Genomic DNA, 22,251 nt, shown 5'->3' with positions numbered 1-22,251 from the left:
TCGATGGAAGAGACACCCACGCTGCTCGTCGCGAATCGCGGTGAGATCGCGGTGCGGATCATCCGCACGGCCCGGACCGCGGGGATGCGCACCGTCGCGGTGCGCTCCGCGGACGAGGAGGCGCTCGGAGCTGCCGCAGGCCTCCACGTCCAGCTCGCGGATGAGGTCGTGACGCTGCCGGGCAGGGGCGCGAGCGCCTACCTTGACGTCGAGGCGATCCTCGCGGCGGCGCGGGGATCCGGCGCGGAGTGGGTCCACCCGGGCTACGGCTTCCTCGCGGAGTCGCCGGTGCTGGCGGCTGCGTGCGCGGAGGCCGGTCTCACCTGGGTGGGGCCGGACGCCGCCGCCCTCGAGCTGTTCGGCGACAAGAGTGCCACGCGCACCCGGGCCGAGCGGCTGGGCGTCCCGGTGCCGCCCGCCACGGGCCTGCTCCGGCCGGAGGCTGAAGGCGCGGACGGCGGCGCGGACGCGGGTGCGGCCGTGGCGGAGGCCGCGGCGCTGCTCGCCGCGCACCCGGACGGGATCGCGGTGAAGGCGCTGGCCGGCGGTGGGGGCCGGGGGATCCGGATCGTGCGGGATCCGGCTGCGCTCGCAGACGCCCTGACCGCCTGTGCGGCCGAGGCCGCCGCCGGGTTCGGTGACGACCGCATCTTCGCGGAGGCGCTGGTGACCGGGGCACGGCACATCGAGGTGCAGGTGCTCGGCACGCCGGAGGGAGCGGTGGTGCTGGGGGACCGGGACTGCTCGCTCCAGCGGCGCCGGCAGAAGCTCGTGGAGATCGCTCCGGCTCCCGGCCTCGATGCGGAGCTGCGCGCCCGCCTCCATGCGGATGCCGCCAGGCTCGTGGAGTCCGCGGACCACCGGTCCCTGGCGACGGTGGAGTTCCTCGTGCAGGACCTCGGCGGCGCGGCGGAGGGGCCCGGCGGCACGGAGGACGCGGCCACCCACATGCTCCTCGAGGTGAACCCGCGGATCCAGGTCGAGCACACCGTCACGGAGGAGGTGACCGGGCTGGATCTCGTGGCCTGCCAGCTCGCGGTGGCGGCCGGGCGAATGCCGGAGGGGCTGCAGGAGTTCCTCGGGCGGACGCAGTTCGCCGGGCAGACGGGACCAGCTGCCCGCGGCACTGCGATCCAGTTCCGCGTGAGCGCGGAGACGGTGCTGGACACCGGTGATCCCGCCCCCAGCGCGGGCACGATCGACGCGCTCACGTGGCCCACCGGGCCGGGGGTGCGTGTGGACACCTGGGCGCAGACGGGCAGCACGGTCAGCGGCAGCTTCGACTCCCTGCTGGGCAAGGTGATCGTCCACGCTCCGTCTCTCGCCGCCGCCCGCCGCGCAGGGGTGCAGGCGCTGCGGGAGACCCGCGTGCACGGAGTGGAGACCAACCTCGGTCTGCTGCTCGCCGTGGACGCGCTGCTGGAACCCGGGCACGAGGCGACCTCGGCCTACGATGCCCGCGCCGCGGAGATCGCGGACCGGGCCCGGGAGATCGAGGACCGTGCCGACCAAGACAGCGCCGACCAGGACCGTGCCGACCAGGACAGCGCCGGTCAGGGCAGGGCCGGTCAGGGCGGGGCAGGCGCGGCGCACCGCCCCGCGGCCGCCGGGCAGGTCGCAGCCCCGCAGCTCGAGCCCGGCGAGGAGCTCCTCGCCGCGCCCCTGTCCGGGACCGTCGTGGGAGTGGGGGAGAAGGCCTCCGAGTACGTGCTGCTCGAGGCGATGAAGATGCACCATCCCGTGACGGGGCCGGCGGCTGCGGCTGTGCGGCACCTCGTGGCCGTGGGCGACTACGTGACGGCCGGTGCGCCGGTGGCCGTGCTCACCGGCACCGCCGCCGGGGACGCGGAGGCCGCGCGTGCGGCGGAGCCGCATCCGGGTGTGGCCGAGGTGCAGGCCCGTCATGCAGCAGTGCTGGATGAGGCGCGTGAGGACGCCGTGGCGAAGGTCCACGCGCGGGGCCGGAGGACCGCACGGGAGAACATCGCGGACCTCGTGGATCCGGGTAGCTTCGTGGAGTACGGGCCTCTGGCCATCGCCGCGCAGACCCGCAGGCGGAGCCTGCAGGACCTCATCGACCGGACCTCGGGCGACGGCCTCCTGGGCGGCACCGCCCGGGTGGAGGGGCGCGAGGTGGTGGTCATCAGCTACGACTACACCGTGCTGGCCGGCACCCAGGGCACGCGCAACCACGCCAAGACGGACCGGCTCATCCAGGTGGCCGAGCAGCGGCAGGTGCCCCTCGTGCTTTTCGCGGAGGGCGGGGGTGGGCGCCCCGGAGACACGGACAAGGGACCGTCCGCCGGGCTGCAGGTGCCCACGTTCGCCTCGCTGGCGCGGCTGCGCGGGAAGGTTCCGCTCATCAGCGTCGTCTCCGGCCGCACCTTCGCGGGCAACGCGGCACTGGCGGGCGTGTGCGACCTCATCATCGCCACGCCGGAGGTCAACCTGGGCATGGGCGGGCCGGCGATGATCGAGGGCGGAGGCCTGGGACGCCACCGCCCCGAGGACATCGGCCCGGCGCAGGTGCACCTGGACAACGGCGTCATCGACATCCTCGCTGAGGATGAGGCGGCGGCTGTGGAGCACGTGAGGGAGGCACTGTCGGTACTCACCGGGAACCGGCGGAGCGGTGCTGGTGCCGAGGAGCAGGCAGGCCAGACTGAGCAGCCAGGACAGGAGGCGCTGGAGGCGCAGGCGGAACGTGTGCGGACGGTGGTCCCGGCGGACAGGCTGCGTGCGTTCTCCATGCGCGAGGCCGTCTCCGCGGTCTTCGACCCCGGTTCGTTCACCGAGGTGCGTGCGCAGTACGGACGCGGTGCCGTCACCGGTTTCGCCCGGCTCGACGGGGTGCCGCTCGCGATCATCGCCAATGACAACCACCACCTCGGCGGCGCCATCGACGTGGACGCGGCGCGGACCATGACGCAGCATCTGCGCCTGGCGCAGAGCCATGGGCTTCCGGTGGCGTCGTTCATCGACACGCCGGGCTTCATGGTGGGGCCCGAGGCCGAGCATGAGCCCGGTGTGCGTGCGTTCGGCGACCTGTTCGTGGCCGGGGCGGGGCTGAGCGTGCCGGTGGGCGCCGTGGTCGTGCGCAAGGGCTACGGCCTGGGTGCGATGGCGATGGCGGCCGGCGGGTTCGCCTCCACGCAGTTCACGGTGGCCTGGCCCAGCGGGGAGATCGGACCCATGGGCCTGGAGGGTGCTGTGCGCCTGGGCTACGCGAAGGAGCTCGCCGCGATCGAGGACCCGGCGGAACGTCAGCGGCGGGAGGAGGAGCTCATCGCCGCGTCCTACGAGCAGGGCAAGGCGCTCATGGCGGCGATGCAGTTCGACCTCGACGACGTCATCGATCCCGCGCTCACCCGGGACTGGATACGCACGCTGCTGTGAGGTGAGCCGAGTGGCCGCATGAGAGACGAAGGGTGACGACGATGTCGCTGAAGAGACATTGGTGGGGTGCGGCGGCGATGGGCGCCGCGTGCAGTCTGCTGGCCGGTTGCGCCGGTTCCGCGGGCAGCGGGGGAGCCGGCGGCGGTGACGCGGGCGAGGGCGTGGCTCCCGGCGCGACGGCCGAGGAGTACGCCGCGGCACTGGAGGACATGGACCCCGTGACGCTCACGCTGCAGAGCACGGCGTCCTCGGCCGAGGACGTGGCGGCCTACCGGTCGGCAGGGCTCAAGGAGAGTGTGGAGGAGCTCAGCGGCGGGAAGATCACGATCGACATCGCGTACGGACCCACCATCGCGCCGTACACGGAGGTCGATGCCGCGCTGGGCGACGGCCGCATCGACCTCGCCTACATGATCCCCATCTACCAGCCGGACGACTACCCGGCGTTCTCCGCGCTGGCCGCCGGCACCGGGCTCGCGGGCACCTCCCCGCTCGTGGAGGAGCTCACGGTGAACGCCGCGATGCTGGAGGTCGCCTACGGGACGGACGGGCTCTTCGACCAGTACGAGGAACGCGGCGTGACTCCGCTCATCCCGTTCAACGCGACGAGTTCAGTCGTGTCGATGTGCACCGAGCCCAAGGAGACGCTGGACGACTGGAACGGCAGCGTCGTCTCGATCGGCTCCCGCTCGTCGTTGGAGCAGACGGAGGCGCTGGGAGCCATGGGCACCTCGCTCGAGTACACGGAGACCTTCGAGGCGCTGCAGCGCAACACGGTGAACTGCGCGCTCACCACCACGCTCGCGGCGACGATGACCGGTCTGGCCGAGGTCGCACCGCACCTCGCGTACTCGACGGAGGCCGGTTTCGGCCGTGGCGCGGGCGCGTTCGTGGGCGGGGCCGGCTACCGGCAGCTCCCGCTCGCCGCACAGCAGCTGATCTACGACCAGATGGGCGACGCCTTCAAGAACTCGCGGCGCGCGGACCTCGAGGGGACCAGCCGGCTCATGGCGGCGCTGGAGGAGGCCGGGGGCTCCATCCGTGAGATGGACGCGGAGGCCGGCGCGGTCCTCCTCGAGGCCACGGAGGGGATCGTGGCCGACGAGGTGGAGGCCGGTGCGGTCGACGCCGAGGCCACCGCGCGGATCGAGGCCGCCCTGGAGAAGTGGCGCGGCAAGGTGGAGCAGCTCGGCTATGCGGATGAGGGGGACTTCGTCTCCTTCCCGGAATGGCACGACGGTGATCCGGAGGCGCTCCAGCCGTATGCGGATGCGGTCTTCGACGAGCTGATGCTGGAGCACCGGCCGTCCTGAGCGCCGGCCGTCCTGAGCGCAGGCCTGCGTGAGCCTCCCCGGCGTGCAGGCGGGAGGGGGAGGCTGGCTAGACTCGCGCAGGTGAAACCCCTCGATCGCGACATCCTCCGTCTCGCCGTGCCCGCGCTGGGTGCGCTCATCGCGGAGCCGGCCTTCCTCCTCGCGGACACCGCGATGGTGGGACACCTCGGGGCCGACAGCCTCGGCGGTCTCGCGATCGCCACGACGGTGCTCCAGACCGTCGTGGGCCTCATGATCTTCCTCGCTTATGCGACGACGCCCCGGGTGGCGCGGAGAGTGGGGGCCGGTGACGTGCGTGGGGCGGTGTCCGCGGGCTTCGACGGCATGTGGCTGTCCGTCGTCACCTCGGCGCTCCTGCTCGCCGCAGGCCTTCCCCTCCTGGGCCCCGTGGTCCGCGCGTTCGGGCCGTCGCCCGAGGTCACGGGGGAGGCGCTGAGCTACCTCACGATCTCCTGGTGGGGGCTGCCGTTCATGCTGCTGGTCATCGCCGCCACCGGCCTGCTGCGGGGACTGCAGGACACGAAGACGCCGCTGGTCGTGGCAGGGCTGGGGTTCGGTGCGAACATCGTGCTCAACGCGCTTCTCATCTACGGGTTCGGCATGGGAGTCGCCGGCTCCGCGCTGGGTTCCGTGATCGCCCAGGCCGGGATGGCAGCCGTGTATCTCGTGATCGCCTTCCGAGCCGCTGCCCGGCACGGTGCCTCCCTGCTGCCGCACTGGCAGGGAGTGTGGTCCTCGGCGAAGACCTCGGTGTGGCTGCTGCTCCGGAGCGCGGCGCTGCGGGCCGCGCTCATCCTCCTCGTCTTCACGGCGACGGGGCTGGGCACCGCACAGCTGGCGGCCGTGCAGGTCGTGCAGTCGCTGTTCTTCGCGCTCGCGCTGGCGCTCGACGCGCTCGCCATCGCCGGACAGGCGCTCATCGCGCTGCGGCTCGGCGCCCGCGATGTGGAGGGCGTCGTGGCCGTCAACCGCAGGCTCACCGGCTGGGGGATCTGCTTCGGTGCGGTCTGCGGTCTCCTGCTCACTCTGGGTGCGGGACTGATCCCCTACGCGTTCACGCAGGACGACCAGGTGCGCGATCTCACGGCGGCACTGCTCGTGGTCCTCGCGATCAGCCTGCCGCTGGCCGGATACGTCTTCGTCCTCGACGGTGTGCTCATGGGTGCGGAGGACGCACGCTACCTCGCGCTCGCACAGACGGCATCGTTCGCCTTCTTCGCCCTGGTGCTGTGGGCGGTGGCGGACGCGGGGCTTCTCGACGGCGTCCTGGCGGGGGTGTCGGAGCGGTTCCTGCACGGTGAGGACCCGCGTGCGCTGGGCATCTGGGCGACGTTCGTCATCGCCTTCATGGGCGCGCGCGGGCTGACGCTGGGGGTCCGCGCCCGAGGCCGCCGCTGGGTGGACCGGGCGCTCGCCCGCGGGCTGAGCTAGCGCGGTCGGTGGTTCTCGGCGAGGGCTGCTGCGAGCTGGTGCATACGCGCACGGGCGGTCTCCGGGGCGAGGACTTCGATGTGGTCCCCGAACTGGAGGAGCTGACGCACCGACTCGACGTCGGGGTAGCGGATGACGAGTGCGCACCATTCGTCCTCGGTGCCGGACGCCTCGCGGATGCGACCGCCCAGGATGCGCCGGGCGAGGTCGAGACGGCTGCTTCTGAGCCGGACGGACACCTCCGTGCTCCCCGGTGATTCCGTGCGCTGCTTCAGCTCGGACCATGTCGTCTGAAGGGTCTGCTCCGGCCGCAGAGCGGCGGGCTCCTCCAGCGCTTCGTATGCGGTGAGGCGTTCGAGAGCGAACAGGCGGCCGGCGCCGTGACCATCGGCGACGAGGTACCAGCGGCCTGACTTCCCCACGAGTCCGTACGGATCCACCACCTGCGGGGAGGCGGTCTCCTCGGCGCTGCGCCTGTACAGGATGCGGAGCCGCCGCCGGCGGCGCAGCGTCGAGGCGAGATCGGCGACCTCCACCCCTGCTCTCGGCTCAGTGAGCCACGCAGTGCTGTCGATGATGACCAGGTCTGCCAGCCGGGCCAGATCCGAGACGCCGGGTGCCGCGGCCTGACGGGCGGCGATCTTGCGCACGGCGGTCCTTCCTGTGCGCGGTGCCGAGGCCCAGTCGTTCGAGCTGCTCGCTGTCCAGGCCGGTGACGGACAGAGCCTCCAGTTCCGGAGGCTCCAGGTGGGAGGCGTTGAGCCGGGCGCCGGGGAGCAGGACGATCCCACCGTTCCGGCCGCGTTCGGCGTAGACCGGCACGCCCGCTGCGGAGAGCGCCTCGACGTCGCGGAGAACGGTCCGCCGGGACACCTCCAGACGCGCCGCGAGCTCGGCGGTGGTGATGCGTGGTCGCGTCTGCAGGAGCAGCAGCAGCCTCGAAGCCCTCATAGCGGCCAATCCTCGCAGAAAAGGTGACAGCACCTGTCGCGTTCGGGTGGTGGACTGAGGCGGTGCCGAGAACCTCTCGGCATTGAGTGATCTGCAGCCCGAGGAGGACTTCATGCCCGCGCCCAATCTGTTCCTGGTCTACGTCCAGGATGCCCACGCCGCTCCGGCCTTCTACAGCGACCTTTTCGAGATGGAGCCGAGCTTCGTCAGTCCCCGCTACATCGCGTTCGAGGTGGCCCCCGGTGTTCTCTTCGCAGTGTGGACCGGCCACAATGAGCGAGCGCCTCGCGACGATCGCAGCGCCGGTGCAATTGCGGGCGTCCCGCGGATGAGCGAGGTCGGTCTGATGGTGCCCGGGCCGCCCGCCGCGATCGACCAGATCTTCACGAAGTGGCAGTCGAAGGGCATCACCGTCGTGGAGGAGCCGCACGACGAGGTCTTCGGTCGTACCTTCGTCGTCGCGGATCCCGACGGGAATCTCATCCGGGTCGCCCCGGTGGACTGATCAGAACGGAGGCGGGTCCTCGCTGCAGAAGCCGATGCTGCCGCCATAGCCCCACCTGGCTGGGGCGGTGGTGCGGCTGCCTGCAGCGGACGAGCCTGCACCCCCGGGTGCTGTCTGCGGGCCCCGGGCGCAGCCGCTCATCACCTGGTCCACTGCGGCCCTGAGCCTGTCCCTCCGAGAGCGCGGGGCGGAACCCGCTGCTTCGCCCTCTGTCCCGCTCGCCGTCTTGCCTCCTGTCTCGTCTACCGCCGTGCCCTCGGTGGCCGACGCTGTGGCCGGCGAAGCGGCGGATACAGCGACCGTGCTGTCGCCCGTGCCGTTGCCCGTATCGGTCGTGGTGCCCGTCCGGCCTGTGGTCTTGTCCTTCTCGCCGGGCCTCACCTGGGACCGGGCGGCTGTGCAGCAGTCCGCGGTGCAGACGGCGGGGAGCGTCTCCGCGTGCTCGAGCCTGGCGCGTTCCCGGCCCAGGCGCTGGGATTCGCGGATGTAGGAACGCTTTTCTGCGGCCTCGGCCTGGGCCTTCACGTCCCTGACCCGGATCTCCCGGATCCTCTCGCGTTCACGCTCCTGCGCTCGTTCGCGCTCGCGTGCCCGTTCGGCGCGACTCCTGAGTTCCTCCTCCCAGACCAGGTCCTCGACTTCCTGGCTGTTGAGAGCGCGGATCTCGATGAGGAACGCGGCGTACTCGGCTTCGCAGTCCGGGCACTCCTCCACCGTTGCAGGGAGACTGTCCACCCCGCTGCGCATCTGTGCGAGCGCTGCCTCCAGATCTGTGTGTCTGCAGACGCCGGGCCGTTCGAGAAGCTGCGCGAACTCGATGTGAGCACGGCGCGCGGCTTCCTCGTTCGCAGCTTCACGCTGTCTCGCCAGGGTGAGCCTGCGCAGATGCTCTTCCCGTGTGCGGGCCCACCACTCCCGTTCCGTCCGGGCCACGCGCTTCTCCCGCGCACGCAGGGCTTCGTCCCTCTCCGCGATCTTCCAGGTCAGCTCCTCGTTGGCCAGCTCCCGTGCCTCGAGAACGGAGAGACGCTCGCCATGCGCGCGCTTCGCCGCTTCAAGGTGCGCCCGTTCGATCTGCAGCTCTCTGAGGTGGAGTCCCAGCCGGCTCTCCCTGGTCCGGAACTGCCTGCGGTCCTCAGCGAGGCGGAGGGAATCGCGCAGCGACAGCGCACTTCCTGCCTGCCGCAGACTCTGGATCTGTCGTTCCTCCGCCTCCAGGCGAGCGAACACATCCGCCGCGAGGCGGGCAGCGGCCTGCGGAGTGGTGATGCAGCGGGGGAGTGCGATGTCCGGCGGCACGGGTGTCGAATCTCCGGCCGAGCCCGTCTCTGCGATCTCTGCGATGCTGCGCGAGAGGACCGCACCCGCGTCGATGGGCGGTGCGACGGTGGTGACGGTGACGCCGAGCGGCAGCGACCAGAGGATCTCATTCGCGCCCGTTCTCTCCATTCTGATGATGCCGGCCGTCTTGAGCGCATGGCACCGCCGGCACATCGGGTGTCCGTTCGAGGGGTGCGTGGGTCCGCCCCTCTCCGGGCGCACGTGGTCGAACGGGATGCCGTGTTCGAACTCCGCATTCTGCGCCGGAGCGGTGCACCCGGGCGCAGTGCAGGTCTGCCATTTGGTGTTGACGACCGTCCGCGTCGCACGGGTGGGTGCGTAGGTGCGTGCGGGCTCGTCGAGGACGGTGCCGGTCGCCGGATCGGTGAGGATGCGGTGCCAGTCACGGGAATGCGCCGCAACCTGGCGGGCGAACTCCGCCGGAAGCGGAGCGGCACCGGCGAGTTCGCCGGGGCGGTCGTCCGCCCGGAGCAGAGCCGTGGCGGGAACCGTGACACTCACGGTGGCCTGCCGGCGGAGCCACTCACCGTCGGTGGGACACAGGACGCGCACCTGATGCCGACGCATCTGGTCGGAACCACCCAGAGGATCTCGGTCGGACGGAGCGCCTGTACCTGACGGAGGCCCACTCCTCTCCGAGCTTCCTGCTCCTGTGCCCGGGCGGAGAGGGACTTCTGTGCGGGGAGCGCGTGATCCATCCCCGTCACCTGCTTCGATGACGCTGGTGACGGTCTCCGGACGGGAATCGGCGAGGAGGTCGAACATCATCTGGCCGAACTGCCGCTCGTCCACCACCTGCGCCGTCACCGGGGCGAACCCGAGCCTGCAGCCAGGAGCAGATCCGAGCCTGCAGGCAGGAGCTCCCCCGAGCCCGCCGGCGGGGGCGGAGTCTGCGTATTCCAGCGCCCCTGCTTCGTTCGTCCCTGCTTCGTTGGCATCTGCAGAGCGGGCATCTGCAGAGCGCGCTGAGCCGCCGTCCTCGAGTTCCAGTGCGAGGGCGCCGATCTGGCTGCGCAGGATCGCGCGCGCCATGCCCCGGGTCCGCTGGTACAGCGCCTCGAGGATCACGAGCGGACCGTGCATCGTCAGTGAGCCGCTGCCGTCGTCGTGGCGTTCCAGGACCACCCGGCGTTCGCGGCGCACCTGTGCGGGCGTGAGCGAGGTGCCTTCCAGCGCGGTGATGAACTTCTGCGCCGCGCGGAGATAGCGCCCCAGATCCAGCTTCCGGTCGAGGTCCGTGAGGAACACGTCGAGAAGGTGCAGCTGTGCGAGAGACATCAGCCGCGTCTTGGGCAGCAGCCTCTCGATGCGGTTGAACGGGAGATCCCCGTTCTCCACCGTGTGCAGGAGTTCGGGCAGGCCGAGCAGGACGAGGACGGCTTCCGCCGCCGCGCCGCGTTCGCGCACCTGCGTGGAGTTGTGGACAGCGGAGAGAGTCATGGCGTCCTGGCGTGGCAGAAGCGCGGAGAAGAAGGCTCGGAGGGAGCCGTCGTGGGTGCCTGGAAGAACCGGCACGGTGGCCGGGACGCAGGGTGCGGACGCCGGGTCGGCACCAGGTTCGAGGGACGACACGTCAGCGGGCGCAGGCGCCCCCGGAGAAGATTCGAACAGCAGCCCGATCTCCTCCTCGCCGTCCTCGAGGATCTGTGCAAGTGCGAACCGTGCGCGCTCACGCAGCTGACGCGCCTGGAGCTGATCAGCCGCGCGTGCGCTGACGGCGAGCGCTTTCAGAAGTGTGCCCGGGTCCGGTGCAGCGGAATCGTGGGCAGCGCACAGGAGCGGCTCGGCGGCCGCGGCGGTCTCGGTGCTGAGCGCATCCGCCACGGCCCGGAGCGACGCTGTGACGGCCGAGGAGTCCGAAGACGCGTTCACCAGCTCCCGGACCTCGGCAAGGCTCGTGGGATGTGACCGCTCTGCGACGGAGGAGGGCTGGAACTGTGCCGGAGGCGATGCGACGGTGACGTTCATCAGGAGCTCCTCCTCTCTGAGGGGCTGGTGCGGGGACGCGGGGCCTGTGATGCGGTTCGAAGAGCGCGGGAGGAAATCTCTGAGATGCGTGAAGCGGCTTCGAATGATCTGAACGGACCTATTGGTTCGATTCTATGCTCGATCCAGAAGGAGTCAAGGGAAATCGAATGACGGTTCGATTACGAGTGAGGAGGGTGCCGTGATGCGCGGGCGGGGCGAGTCGGACAGAATGGTGGCATGAAGCTTCTTCCCATACCGTCTGAGAGCGCGGCGGAGGCCGACCTCCTGCCCTTCCTCGCGCAGGCAGTCAACTGGTCGATCGACCGCCGTCCGCTCACCGAGGAGGAGATCCTCGCGGACGAGGTTCTCGCCGGCTACGTCGAGGGCTGGGGGCGTGCGGGGGACATGGGCGTCTTCGCGGTGGATGACGAGGGCGAGCGCGTCGGCGCGGCATGGGTCCGGCTGCCCACCGAGGACTGGCGCGGCAGCGGGTGGGCCGGCGACACGATTCCGGAGCTCCTCATCGCCGTGGCCCCGCAGGCCCAGGGCGGCGGCGTGGGCACCCACCTGCTGCGGGCGACGTTCGATCTGCTGCGTCTGTCCGGGAAGGGGAGTGTGAGCCTGGCGGTGAGCGAGCAGAACACCGCCGGCTCCTTCTTCGCAGAGAACGGCTTCACCATCGCCGGCAGGCACGAGGACGCGGACGTGCTTCTGCGCAGCCTGTGATGCCGAGGCCAGCCGCGAGCCTGCCGGCCGGACTCCGGTCCGGTGCGGTCGGGAGCGCCCCGGCCGGGAGGCACGCAGCTCTGCCGCCCCACGACTGCTCACCTGCTCACCCTGTTGATTCGGAGGATCCATGGCTCACCCATTCGACGAGCTGATCGTGCTCACCGCCCCGCCGGCTGACGGAACTGCCGGTGTGGTCACCGCGCCCACCGGCGCCTCGGACGCAGCCACGGCTCCGCGCACCGTCCTCGCGCACACGCACCCCGCCTGGGCGAACATGGTGGGTCCGTTCGGCGGAGCGACTGCCGCGCAGGCGCTCGCCGCACTGACCTCGGACCCGCGCGCGCAGGGACGGCCTGCTGCGCTCACCCTCAACTTCACGACCGCCATCGCGGACGGGGAGATGCGCATCACCGTGGAGCCCGTCCGCACCAACCGCTCCAATCAGCACTGGGTGATCCGCGTCGAGCAGGAATCGGGCGTCGTCCTCACCGGCACTGCGCTGTTCGCCTCGGACCGTGAGACGTTCTCCGACACCGAGGCGGTGCTCCCGGCCGAGGCGGGTTCCCCGGAGGAGCACTCCGTCTCCGGTCGCCTCAGCCTCCCGTGGCTGGAGAACTACGAGTTCCGCTTCGTGAAGGGCGCGCCCGAGGCCGACCCGCATGCGCCGTCGCCGTCTCCGGACTCCGAGAGCCTCGTCTGGTTCCGTCCGGTGCAGGAGCGGGAGTGGGACTATCCTGCGCTCGCCGCCGCTGCCGACGTCTTCTTCCCGCGCATCTTCCTCCGCACCGGGCAGCCGTCTCCGGCCGGGACGATCAGCTTCACCGTGTACTTCCACACGGATCCGCAGGAGCTCGCCGGCCAGGGCCGGCAGCTGCTCGGCCGTGCCCGGGCCTCGCGGCTGCACAACGGACTCTTCGACCAGGTGGCGCACGTCTGGGGAGAGTCCGGCGACCTCCTCGCCACCACCACCCAGCTGGTCTACTTCAAGACGAAGTGAGCGCAGAGGAGGACGTGAACACAGGGGAGGACGTGAGCGCGGGGGAGAAGGAGGGGCGTCGGACCACTCACGGCGGCCCGGTCAGCGGCCGCCCCGCGAGCGGCATGGGGCGCTCCGGGCCCCTCGCGGGCCGTCATCCCGGAACCCACCCGGGCAGCCGCCCCGGTGGTCATCCCGGAAGCCGCCCAGGGACGCACCCGGGTGCGTCCGCGCCGCTCGATCCCCGCGTGCGCGACTCCACGCCCCGGTGGGTGCTCGGCGTCTCGGCCGGCCTCGGCTGGCTCGCGGCGGTCTCGGCCGCGGTGGTGTTCCTGCTGGTGGGCCGCCTGCTGTCCGCCGCGACGGCAGCCTCCGGCAGCGGTACCGCGAGCGGAGCCCTGCAGCCGGTCGCTCCGAGCCCCGGCTGGTGGACGCTCGCCGTCGTCGCAGGCATCCTCGCAGCAGTGAGCACAGGCGTGAGTGCCTGGTTCACGCAATGGGCGGCCTCGGAGACGGAACGCCGCCTGCGGGTCCAGGTGGTGTCCGCCGTGTTCCGCGGCGGCGCGGTTCATGCGTCTGCCCAGGCGGGGCGGCTCCTCTCGACGGCGAGCGCTGCGGTGGAGAAGGCCGCGCAGTACCGCGCGGCGTTCCTCGGACCCATCACCGCCTCGCTCACGACCCCGCTCCTCGTCCTTGCGCTCATGGCGCTCACCGTGGACCCCGTCATCGCGGGCGTCCTCGCCCTCCTCATCCTCCTGGTGCCGCTGCTGATCGGCGGGTTCCAACGGCTCGTGCGGCCGGTGGGTGGGCGCTACCGGAGGTCGCAGGCCCGGCTCACGGCGGCCTTCCTCGACGCCGTCCAGGCGCTCGAGACCCTCGTCCACTCCCGCGCCGCGGACCGTGAGGCGGAGAAGCTCGCCCGCAGGGGAGAGGAGCACCGGTCCTCCCTCATGCGGATGCTCGCGGTCAACCAGCTGCTCATCCTCGTCGTCGACGCCGCGTTCTCCCTCACCGTCGTGGTCGCGGCCGCTGTGCTCTCCGTGCTGCGGGTGGCCTCCGGTGACATGGACCTGGGCCAGGCCGTGGCCGTCCTGCTCATGTCCACGCTGGTGATCGGCCCCGTGGACGTGGTGGGCCAGTTCTTCTACATCGGCATCGCCGGCCGGGCGAGCCAGTCGCAGATCGGCGGCCTGCTCGCCGCGGCCGATTCTGCCGCAGGCGGCTCCGGCTCAGCGGCCGGTTCTGGTCCAGCCGGCGCAGGTCCGGACGATGCCGGTCCAGCCGGCACAGCTCCGGATGACACAGATTCGGATGACGCGGATCCGGTTGGCAGTCCGAATCACGCAGGCACCGCACGGGACGCCTGGGCAGAGGAGACATCGCAGGCGCCCGTCCTCCTGCTCGAGCACGTGACGGCAGGCTGGCCGGGCGGGCCCGACGTCCTCACGGACTTCTCGCTCGCGGTCCGCCGCGGAGAGCGTGTGGCTCTCGTGGGCCCCAGCGGGGCGGGGAAGTCCACGGCGGCCGCCGTGCTGGAGGGGCACCTCACTCCCCGCAGCGGGCGCGTCGAGGTGGACGGCATCGCTCTGGGCGAGACAGCCTCGGCCGAGGCGCTGGCCCGGGCCCGGCGGCGGATGGCCGTCGTGGAGCAGCGTGCCTTCCTCTTCATGGGCAGCATCCGTGACAACCTTCGCCCGGCCGCCCGGCGGGGCCTCGCGGACGGACGTGCAGAGCCGCCGGACTCCCTGCTCTGGGACGCACTCGGACGGGCAGGGCTCCGCGCTGACGTCGAGGCCATGTCCCAGGGGCTCGACACGCCGGTGGGGGAGCAGGGCGCGCTGCTCTCCGGCGGCCAGGCGCAGCGGCTCGCGATCGCGCGGGCGTGGCTCACGGATGCGCCCATCCTCCTCCTGGACGAACCCACCAGCCAGGTGGATCTGGGTGCCGAGGCCGCCATCCTGGACGCGCTCGACTCGCTCAGCGAGGACCGCACCGTCCTCATGATCGCCCACCGCCCCGGTGCGATACTCGCCGCCGACCGCGTCGTCACGGTCGGAGCCCAGCAGGACCAGTCCTCCGGAGCCCAGGCCCTGTCGTCCGGAGCCCAGGACCGGACAGGTCACACAGCAGCGCAGACACAGGAGACGACACCATGAAGGCCGTCGGGCCGGACTCAACCCAGGGGGCCAGCCGGCGGAGCACCATGCGGTGGCTGGTCTCGCAGACGCGGACCCTCCTCGCTCCGCTCGTCCTCTCCGCGCTCGCCCGCATCGTCTCCCAGCTGCTCGGGGTGGGGCTGCTGGTGGTCACGGCCTCGGCGCTCCTCGCCGCCGCCGCGAGCGCACAGTCGCACGCTCTCCGCCTCGCGGCGGTCCTCGTCGTCATGGCGTTGGCCAAGGCCGGTCTGCGCTACGCGGAGCACTACGCGGGCCACTGGGTGGCGTTCACCTCGCTCCAGCGGCTGCGCGAGCTCTTCTTCGCCCGGCTCATCCCGCAGGCCCCTGCCGCGACGAAGGGACGTGCCGGGGCCGTGCTCACGGAGACGGCCACGCGGGACATCGACCGCATCGAGGTGTTCTTCGCCCACACCTTCCCGCCCGCGGTCTCCGCCCTCGTGGTGCCCGCCGTGGTGCTCCTCTGGCTGGGCACGGCGGCGGACGCAGCACTGGCCTGGCTGCTCGTGCCCTTCGTGGTCCTGGCGCTCCTCCTCCCGCTGCTCTCCGCCCGCACCGTCTGGACCGCCGCGGACTCCGTCGCCGAGGGGCGCGGCCAGGTGGCCGCACACGTGGGCGACGACGTGGCGGGGGTGCGCGAGGTGCTGCACACGGGCGCGGAGGAGGCGCGTCTGGCCGGCCTCGACTCCGCCGGGAGGGCGCTCACGCGTGCGCGGTCCCACTCCGGCCGGATCGAGGGCGTCCGCGCGGGTCTGCTCGAACTCGTGCAGACGGCGGCGGTGCTGACCGTGCTCGTGACCGGGGTGGCGAATGGTGCCGAGGCCGAGGCCGTCGTCCTCACGCTCGCGGCGGCGGTGGGCCTGCGCGGACCGGTGAGCGGGGTCGACGGCTTCGCGGCGGGCCTCGACTCCGCACTCGCGAGCGCGCAGCGGCTGCGCCGCATCGTGGAGGCGCCTCCCGCGGTCGTGGATGCCGCAGGCGCGGCCCTGCCCGCACGCACGGGACCTCCCGCTGCCCGCCCCGCTGCGCCCACCGTCGAGTTCCGGGGCGTGACCTTCCGCCACGGCCCGCGGGAGGTGCTCCACGATGTGGACCTCGTGCTGCCCGGCGGCGAGTGGTCCTATGTGGCGGGCGTCTCCGGCAGCGGGAAGTCCACCCTCGCCTCCCTCCTCCTGCGGGACTGGGATCCGGAGACCGGCGCCGTCCTGCTGGGCGGCGAGGACGTCTCCGGCCTGCCGCTGGAACAGCTGCGCTCCCGTGTGGCGATCGTCGACCAGCGGCCCACGCTGCTGGCGGACACCGTCGACGCCAATCTCCGTCTCGCCGCCCCGCACGCGGACCCGGCACAGGTGCAGACCGTTCTCGCCGCAGTGGGCCTCGAGGAGTGGGCCGCGGAGCTGCCGGACGGCCTGGCAACCGTGCTCGCCGCAGGCCGCAGCCAGGTCTCCGGCGGCCAGCTCCAGCGGCTGGCACTCGCACGTGCGCTGCTGGCGCAGCCGGAGGTGCTGGTGCTCGACGAGGCGCTGAGCCAGCTGGACGCGGACACCGCCGCACATGTGCGGGAGCAGCTGCACCGCCTCCGTCCCGGTGCGACGACGGTGGAGATCACCCATCGGGTCGACCTCGTGGAGCCGTCCGCGCGGGTCGCGGTGATCGACGCCGGTCGTCTCGTGGAGACGGGCACGGCCGCCGAGCTGAGGAGCCGGGGCGGCGCCTTCGCCCGGCTGCTGGCGCGCACGGCACCGGCCTAGGGGAGCGGCGGGCTCAGTCGTGGAGCGCGCGGAGGAAGTCCTCGGCCATCGGCACGGCGGCCTCGGCGCCGAATCCGCCGTCCTCCACGAGCACCGCGAAGGCCAGGTCGCCCTGGTACCCCACGAACCAGGAATGGGTGCGCGGCGGGGTCTCGCCGCCGTACTCCGCGGTGCCGGTCTTGCCGTGCACGGCCGGACCGGGCACATCGCGCAGCGCCGAGGCGGTGCCGTCGGTGACGGTCTCCGCCATGAGCTCCTGGAGCGCCTCGACGTGCCCGGGCTCGAGCTCGCCCGTACCCGGGCCGGATCCGCCTTCCTCCGCGCTCTCCACGGCCTCGGGCACCAGCACGGGCTCGACGGTCTCGCCCTGCGCCACACTGGCGGCCATGACGGCGGCTCCCAGCGGGCTGGCCTCGGCAGTGCCCTGGCCGATCATCATCGCGGCGTGGGTGACGGGATCGTCCTCGACGGGCACCGCGGAGCCGAAGGCATCCGTGCCGATCCCGTTCGCGAGGCCCATCCCCAGGTCCGCCGCCGCGGAGGCGAGCGCCTCGCCGTCCGCCCGCGCCGCGGCGTCCACGAAGGCGGTGTTGCACGACTGCACGAAGTCCTCGGCGAAGGTGGACTCCCCGAGGCCGAAGTCCTCCGCGTTCGTGAAGACCTTGCCCTCCACGTCCGTGGTCTCCGGACAGGCGAGCACGTCCTCCGGGGTGACGCCCGCGCGCAGCAGGGCGAGGCCGCTCGCGACCTTGAAGATCGAGCCGGGCGGGTACCTGCCCGCGAGCGCGCGGTCGAAGGCGCCGCCCTCGGGGTCGGAGCTGGACGAGGCGAGGACGTGGCCGTCGCTGGGGCGCAGCGCCACGAGAGCCGCCGGCTTGTCCCCGTCCGCCGTCGCGGCATCGGCCGCCTCCTGCACGTCGACGTCCAGGGTGGTGGCGACGTCGCTGCCCTCCTCGCCCTCGACGGTGCCGAGCTCGTGCTTGCCGTCCTCCGCGTCGACCCGGTTGACCACGACGGTGCGGAGGCCGCCGAGCTCCCCGTCGAACGCGCGGTTGAGACCGCTGCGGCCCACCACGTCGCCGGCGGTGTGCCGCCCCTCGGAGTTCTCGATGTCCTCCGCCGTGGCCGGTCCGGCGCTGCCCAGCGTCGCGGCGGCGAAGGTGCGCGACCGGCCCAGCGGCTGCTCCTCCTCACGGAAGACGGTGCCGGGCAGCAGCCGGATGTCGTCGCTCACCTCGTCGTAGTCGTCCCGCCGGAGCGTGATGACCTCGACGAAGGCGTCGTCGGCCGCCGCCTCGATCCGGTCGGCGAGCGCATCGCCGTCGATGTCCAGGTGCTCCTCGAGCGCGTCGCTGAGCTCCTCGACGTCCTCGGCCCGTCGCGGCTCGACGCCCACCACGACCACCGGCTGGGGACCTGCGAGGACCTCGTCGCCGGCACCGAGGATGCGGCCGCGCTCCGGGCGGTCGACCTGTGTGCCGAGGGACTCACCGGCCTGCAGGTCCGCGTGCACGGCGCGGGGCTCCATGACGGGAGCCCACTCCCCGTCCCGCTTCTCGAGGCGGAGGACGGAGGTGTGCTCCCAGGCCCGGTCCCCGTGCGGCCAGATCCAGTGCAGCGTGGCCTCGGCGCCGCCGGAGTGCTCCGTCACCCCGCCCAAGGACACCGCGGGCGGGCCGAACGGGCCGGTCGAGTCGAGACCGCCCATGCCCGAGGCGATCCGAGCGTACTCCTCGTCCGGACCGGTCCCGGGAGCGTCGGCCTCGGGCACGATCCAGCCGGCGGCGGCCAGCGGTCCCTCCCCGCCTGCGGCGCCGTCCTCCGGGGAGGTCTGCTGCAGTGCCGGCAGCGCCCGTTCCGCCGCCTCCTCCGCGGAATCGCCCAGCGGCAGGACGAGGACGGCCGTGACGACGAGCGCGAAGACGACCGCACATGCGGCGATCAGCATCCAGGTGCGGGCGGTGAGACTGCGGATCCGGTTCATGGGGAGCACTCCTGGGACGGGAACGGCCCCGGTGCGGGCCGTGGGCCGGCGCGGAGCTGCGGCCCGGGTGCGACTGCGGCAGAGCGGGTCTGTGTGTGTCCGTGCTGGCGGTACTACGGTATCGGTCGGGAAGCGCCCGCGCATCGGCGCATGCCCCCGGGATCCGGATCAGGGCTGCGGGAACCCCTCGGCCGAGGCGCGTGCCCAGTCGTGCGCCCAGTCCGCGGGTGGGTCGGTGAGGAGCTGTCCCGGGGCCAGCCGTCCGTAGAGCTCGCCGTAGGAGGAGCTGCGGTGCGGGCCCGTGTTCCGGCGCAGCATCTCCGGTGTGAGCCGGGCGGGGTCGGACACACCCATCGAGGCCATGAGGCGGACGGCCTCCGCGACGGTCGAGCGCTGGTACCGCTGCACGCGTTCGCTCTTGTCCGCGACGTCGAGGGAGCGCGCCCGTCGCGGGTCCTGCGTCGCCACGCCCGCCGGGCACCTGTCCGTGTGGCACTTCTGCGCCTGGATGCAGCCGACGGCCATCATCATCGCCCGTGCCGAGAGGGTGAAGTCCGCGCCCTGGATGAGGCGCTTGACGATGTCGCTGCCCACCGCGACCTTGCCGGCGGCGCCCACCTTCACCGCCTCGCGCAGCCCGGCCCCGCGCAGGGCGCTGTCCACGAGCATGAGTCCCTCCGTGAGCGGCATCCCCACGGTGTCCTCGAACTCGAGGGGTGCGGCTCCCGTACCGCCCTCGGACCCGTCCACGATGATGAAGTCCGGTGCCGTGCCGACGGCGCGCATCGCCTTGCAGAGGGAGAGGACCTCGACCCGGGAGCCCACGCAGAGCTTGATCCCCACCGGCTTGCCGCCGGAGAGCTCACGCAGGCGGGCGACGAAGCGGATGAGCCCCGCCGGCGTGGAGAAGGCGCTGTGGGCGGGAGGGCTCACGCACTTCTCGCCCACGGGCACACCGCGCACCCGTGCGATCTCCGCCGTGACCTTGGGGGCGGGCAGCACTCCGCCGATCCCGGGCTTGGCACCCTGGCTGAGCTTCAGCGAGACGCACTTCACCTGCGGATCCGCCGCTCGCCGGGCGAAGCGCTCCGGGTCGAATTCGCCCGTCTCGGTGCGTGCACCGAAGTAGCCGGTGCCGAGCTCCCAGATGAGATCACCGCCGTTCTCGCGGTGGTGCTCGGAGAGCCCGCCCTCACCGGTGTCATGCGCGAAGCCGCCCGCCGCGGCTCCCCGGTTGAGCGCGCGGATCGCATTGGCGGAGAGCGCCCCGAAGCTCATGGCGGAGACGTTGAGCAGTGACATCGAGTACGGCCGGCGGCAGTCGGGGCCGCCCACCACCACGCGGGGAGGTGCGGCCGGTGCGGGGACCGGGGCGATGGTCTGCACGAGCCATTCGTATCCGGGCTCCTCGACATCGCGCTCCGTGCCGAAGGCCTGCTCGCCGTGGATCCCCTTGGTGCGCTCGTAGATGACCGTGCGGGTGTCGCGGTCGAAAGGGCGGCCGTCCCAGTTGCGCTCGATGAAGTACTGCTGGAGCTCCGGGCGCACCTCCTCGAGGAGATAGCGCATGTGCCCGAGGACCGGGTAGCTCCGCAGGATCGAGTGCCGCCGCTGCGTGAGGTCGTAGGCGGTCACCGCCGCGAGTGCGGCTGCTCCCGCTCCCGTCGCGATCTTCCACAGATGTGCCGGCATCGCTCTGCCTCCCTCGCACTCGGATGCGTGTGCCGCTCCCGTGCGGCGCTCTCCGGGAAGACTATGCCCGAGGACGGAGACGAAGAAGTCCCGCCTCATCGATCCGATCGATGAAGCGGGACTTCACGCGGTCGGGCTAGCGGGATTCGAACCCACGACCTCCTGACCCCCAGTCAGGCGCGCTACCAAGCTGCGCCATAGCCCGTCCGGTTCGCTGTGAACCGAGAAGAACTCTATAGGAGCCGGGAGGGGGTGGCAAATCCGCCTCGGCAGGAATGCGCTGCCGTGGAGTGCCCAGTATCCGTGCGGGAAGCGCGGCCCGCAGCGGGGTGAAATCACTGGTGAGAGCCCCTGCCGGGAAATGTGATCTGCCGCGCACGTGAGAGGCGGGGGCCGGGGACCGGGGCGGGCGGTGCCGCGGGACACGGACGAGGAGGTGCGCGCGCAGGGCCCGGACCCGCGCGGCGGGAGCGGGAAGGCGACACCGCCGTCAGGAGTGGCGATGTGAAGTGCGACCTGGGACACTGAACCGGTTATGCTGTGGACATGATTGCGAGGACTAGGAGCTGACATGACAGATCTCAATTTCCCTGATGGTCTGCGCTATTCGGCGGAGCACGAGTGGGTCGCCCGCACGGATGACGATTCCGTCGTCCGTGTAGGGGTCACTGACTTCGCGCAGGACTCGTTGGGTGATGTCGTCTATGTCGATGCTCCTGAGCTCGGTGACTCCGTCACCGCCGGCGAGTCCTGCGGTGAGGTGGAGAGCACCAAGAGCGTCTCCGATCTCATCGCACCCGTCTCCGGCGAGGTCGTCGCCGTCAACGAGTCCCTCGAGGACGCACCCGAATCCATCAATTCCTCGCCCTACGGCGACGGCTGGATCTACGACGTGCGCCTCAGCGATCCCGCTGAGGTCGACGCGCTCATGGATGCACCCGCCTATCGGGCGGCCGCAGAGAGTGAAGGAGCCTGATGTCTCAGCAGAACGGCGGGTTCCCCGGCGAGCAGCAGGGCCAGGGTTCACCGACCTCCGCGACGCCGCACGTCTTCCCGTTCGGCACGCCGCAGAGTCCGGAGCAGCAGCCCTGGCAAGGGCAGTCGCAGCAAGGGCAGTCGCAGCAGGGCCAGCAGTGGCAGGAGCAGGGTCAGCAGCCGGGCTACGCGGATCCGCAGGGGCAGGGCCGGCCCCAGAACGTCTGGCCGGGCCAGCCGCAGGGTGCTCCCGGCGGATTCGGCTCCGGACCGCAGTTCTCCGCACAGTCCCAGGGCGGCACGCCTCCGCAGCAGTGGGGCGGAGAGCCCGGTCAGCAGTGGGGCGCCCCCACCGGTTCCCAGCCCGAACAGCCGTACCAGCAGCCCCAGGGGCAGCAGCAGGCACAGCAGCCGTACGAGCAGCAGGGCCAGTGGCCCCAGCCGGACGCGCAGCCGCAGGGGTCGCAGCCGCAGTTCTCCGGGATCCTCGACCCGCACACCGGTGAGATCCACCCCGTGCCGGACCTCTCCGGCCTCGACGCCACCGACGCGCTCCTCGTGGTGGTCTCCGGTCCTGACGCCGGTGCCCAGATCCTCCTCGACACGGACGTCGTCACGGTGGGCCGCAGTCCCAACGCGGACATCTTCCTCGACGACGTGACGGTCTCGCGGAAGCATGCGGAGTTCGTCCGCACGCCCAGCGGCTTCACCCTGCGCGACACCGGCTCACTCAACGGGACCTACGTGGGCCGGCAGCTCATCGACTCGATCGAGCTGCAGAACGGTGCGGACGTGCAGATCGGCAAGTTCCGCATGATCTTCCAGCAGCGTCCCCGCACCAGCTGAGCCGGACTGCCATGGCTGAGATCGAAGCCGAGGTCGTGGGGATCAGGATCGAGCTGCCTGCGAATCAGCCGATTCTGGTCCTCAAGGCCCTGGACCGTCCCCGGTACCTGCCCATCTGGATCGGTTCGCAGGAGGCCGCCTCCATCACGATGGCGAAGAAGATGCTCGTCTCGCCGCGGCCCCTCACCCACCAGCTCG

The 22,251-nt window shown here is 71.8% G+C and carries 16 protein-coding genes and 1 tRNA gene; 11 read left to right on the top strand and 6 right to left on the bottom strand.

Translation table 11 applies throughout. The features are described from left to right. Positions 1–3: 3 nt before the first annotated feature. The 3 genes from ABD240_RS16620 (at position 4) to ABD240_RS16610 (ending at position 6,161) form a co-directional block, all read left to right on the top strand. On the top strand, positions 4–3,396 hold the full coding sequence (locus ABD240_RS16620) for an acetyl-CoA carboxylase family protein (RefSeq protein ID WP_344338678.1): 3,393 nt from the start codon (positions 4–6) through the stop codon (positions 3,394–3,396). Positions 3,397–3,437: 41 nt separating this feature from the next. Beyond that, positions 3,438–4,709, top strand: a complete 1,272-nt coding sequence (locus ABD240_RS16615) for a type 2 periplasmic-binding domain-containing protein (RefSeq protein WP_344338675.1) — start codon at positions 3,438–3,440, stop codon at positions 4,707–4,709. Positions 4,710–4,790: 81 nt separating this feature from the next. Further along, positions 4,791–6,161, top strand: a complete 1,371-nt coding sequence (locus ABD240_RS16610) for an MATE family efflux transporter (RefSeq protein WP_344338673.1) — start codon at positions 4,791–4,793, stop codon at positions 6,159–6,161. Here ABD240_RS16610 and ABD240_RS16605 read toward each other — a convergent pair. Together ABD240_RS16605 and ABD240_RS16600 are read right to left on the bottom strand one after the other, a co-directional pair. Then, entirely contained in the window at positions 6,158–6,811 is a 654-nt protein-coding gene (locus tag ABD240_RS16605; RefSeq protein WP_344338671.1) for a WYL domain-containing protein, read from the bottom strand. The two genes, ABD240_RS16610 and ABD240_RS16605, sit on opposite strands and share 4 nt — an antisense overlap. Further along, entirely contained in the window at positions 6,711–7,112 is a 402-nt protein-coding gene (locus tag ABD240_RS16600) for a helix-turn-helix transcriptional regulator (protein WP_344338669.1), read from the bottom strand. The genes ABD240_RS16605 and ABD240_RS16600 overlap by 101 nt, the downstream gene beginning before the upstream one ends. Before the next feature lie 112 nt (positions 7,113–7,224). Here ABD240_RS16600 and ABD240_RS16595 point away from each other — a divergent pair, with 112 nt between their 5' ends. Further along, entirely contained in the window at positions 7,225–7,617 is a 393-nt protein-coding gene (locus ABD240_RS16595; RefSeq protein ID WP_344338667.1) for a VOC family protein, read from the top strand. Here the strand turns inward: ABD240_RS16595 and ABD240_RS16590 are convergent, their stop codons facing one another. Then, positions 7,618–10,926, bottom strand: coding sequence for a hypothetical protein (locus ABD240_RS16590; RefSeq protein WP_344338665.1), 3,309 nt, complete (start codon positions 10,924–10,926; stop codon positions 7,618–7,620). A gap of 237 nt (positions 10,927–11,163) precedes the next feature. Here ABD240_RS16590 and ABD240_RS16585 point away from each other — a divergent pair, with 237 nt between their 5' ends. The 4 genes from ABD240_RS16585 (at position 11,164) to ABD240_RS16570 (ending at position 16,556) form a co-directional block, all read left to right on the top strand. Beyond that, positions 11,164–11,652, top strand: coding sequence for a GNAT family N-acetyltransferase (locus ABD240_RS16585; protein WP_344338663.1), 489 nt, complete (start codon positions 11,164–11,166; stop codon positions 11,650–11,652). 130 nt (positions 11,653–11,782) lie between these two features. Then, positions 11,783–12,652, top strand: coding sequence for a thioesterase family protein (locus tag ABD240_RS16580; protein ID WP_344338661.1), 870 nt, complete (start codon positions 11,783–11,785; stop codon positions 12,650–12,652). A 227-nt stretch (positions 12,653–12,879) separates the two neighbouring features. Continuing rightward, entirely contained in the window at positions 12,880–14,787 is a 1,908-nt protein-coding gene (locus tag ABD240_RS16575) for an ATP-binding cassette domain-containing protein (protein WP_344338659.1), read from the top strand. Next, positions 14,784–16,556, top strand: a complete 1,773-nt coding sequence (locus ABD240_RS16570) for an ABC transporter ATP-binding protein (RefSeq protein ID WP_344338656.1) — start codon at positions 14,784–14,786, stop codon at positions 16,554–16,556. Before ABD240_RS16575 ends, ABD240_RS16570 begins: the two co-directional genes overlap by 4 nt. 13 nt (positions 16,557–16,569) lie before the next feature. On the opposite strand, the gene ABD240_RS16565 is transcribed toward ABD240_RS16570, so the two are convergent. The 3 genes from ABD240_RS16565 to ABD240_RS16555 all read right to left on the bottom strand — a co-directional run bounded on the left by ABD240_RS16565 (position 16,570) and on the right by ABD240_RS16555 (position 20,437). Beyond that, the gene (locus ABD240_RS16565) at positions 16,570–18,540 is read right to left on the bottom strand and encodes a penicillin-binding transpeptidase domain-containing protein (protein WP_344338654.1); all 1,971 of its coding nucleotides are present in this window, start codon (positions 18,538–18,540) and stop codon (positions 16,570–16,572) included. A 168-nt stretch (positions 18,541–18,708) separates the two neighbouring features. Continuing rightward, positions 18,709–20,232: an FMN-binding glutamate synthase family protein gene (locus ABD240_RS16560; protein ID WP_344338652.1), complete on the bottom strand. Its 1,524-nt coding sequence runs from the start codon at positions 20,230–20,232 to the stop codon at positions 18,709–18,711. 131 nt (positions 20,233–20,363) lie between these two features. Next, a tRNA-Pro gene (locus ABD240_RS16555) sits at positions 20,364–20,437 on the bottom strand. A 366-nt stretch (positions 20,438–20,803) separates the two neighbouring features. Here ABD240_RS16555 and gcvH point away from each other — a divergent pair. From gcvH to ABD240_RS16540, 3 genes are all read left to right on the top strand, one after another. Beyond that, the gene (gene gcvH, locus ABD240_RS16550) at positions 20,804–21,208 is read left to right on the top strand and encodes a glycine cleavage system protein GcvH (RefSeq protein WP_344338650.1); all 405 of its coding nucleotides are present in this window, start codon (positions 20,804–20,806) and stop codon (positions 21,206–21,208) included. Beyond that, complete coding sequence (locus tag ABD240_RS17150; protein ID WP_425547060.1) at positions 21,208–22,053, top strand: FHA domain-containing protein; 846 nt, start codon at positions 21,208–21,210, stop codon at positions 22,051–22,053. The genes gcvH and ABD240_RS17150 overlap by 1 nt, the downstream gene beginning before the upstream one ends. Positions 22,054–22,064: 11 nt before the next feature. Further along, on the top strand, positions 22,065–22,251 hold a 187-nt coding region (locus ABD240_RS16540), incomplete at its 3' end, for a bifunctional nuclease family protein (RefSeq protein WP_344338648.1).

It is taken from the genome of Brevibacterium salitolerans (genome assembly GCF_039531405.1).
Classification (GTDB): Bacteria; Actinomycetota; Actinomycetes; order Actinomycetales; family Brevibacteriaceae; genus Brevibacterium; species Brevibacterium salitolerans.
Note: the sequence above shows the minus strand (reverse complement) of the source record. Positions and strands in the feature narration are given on the sequence as shown.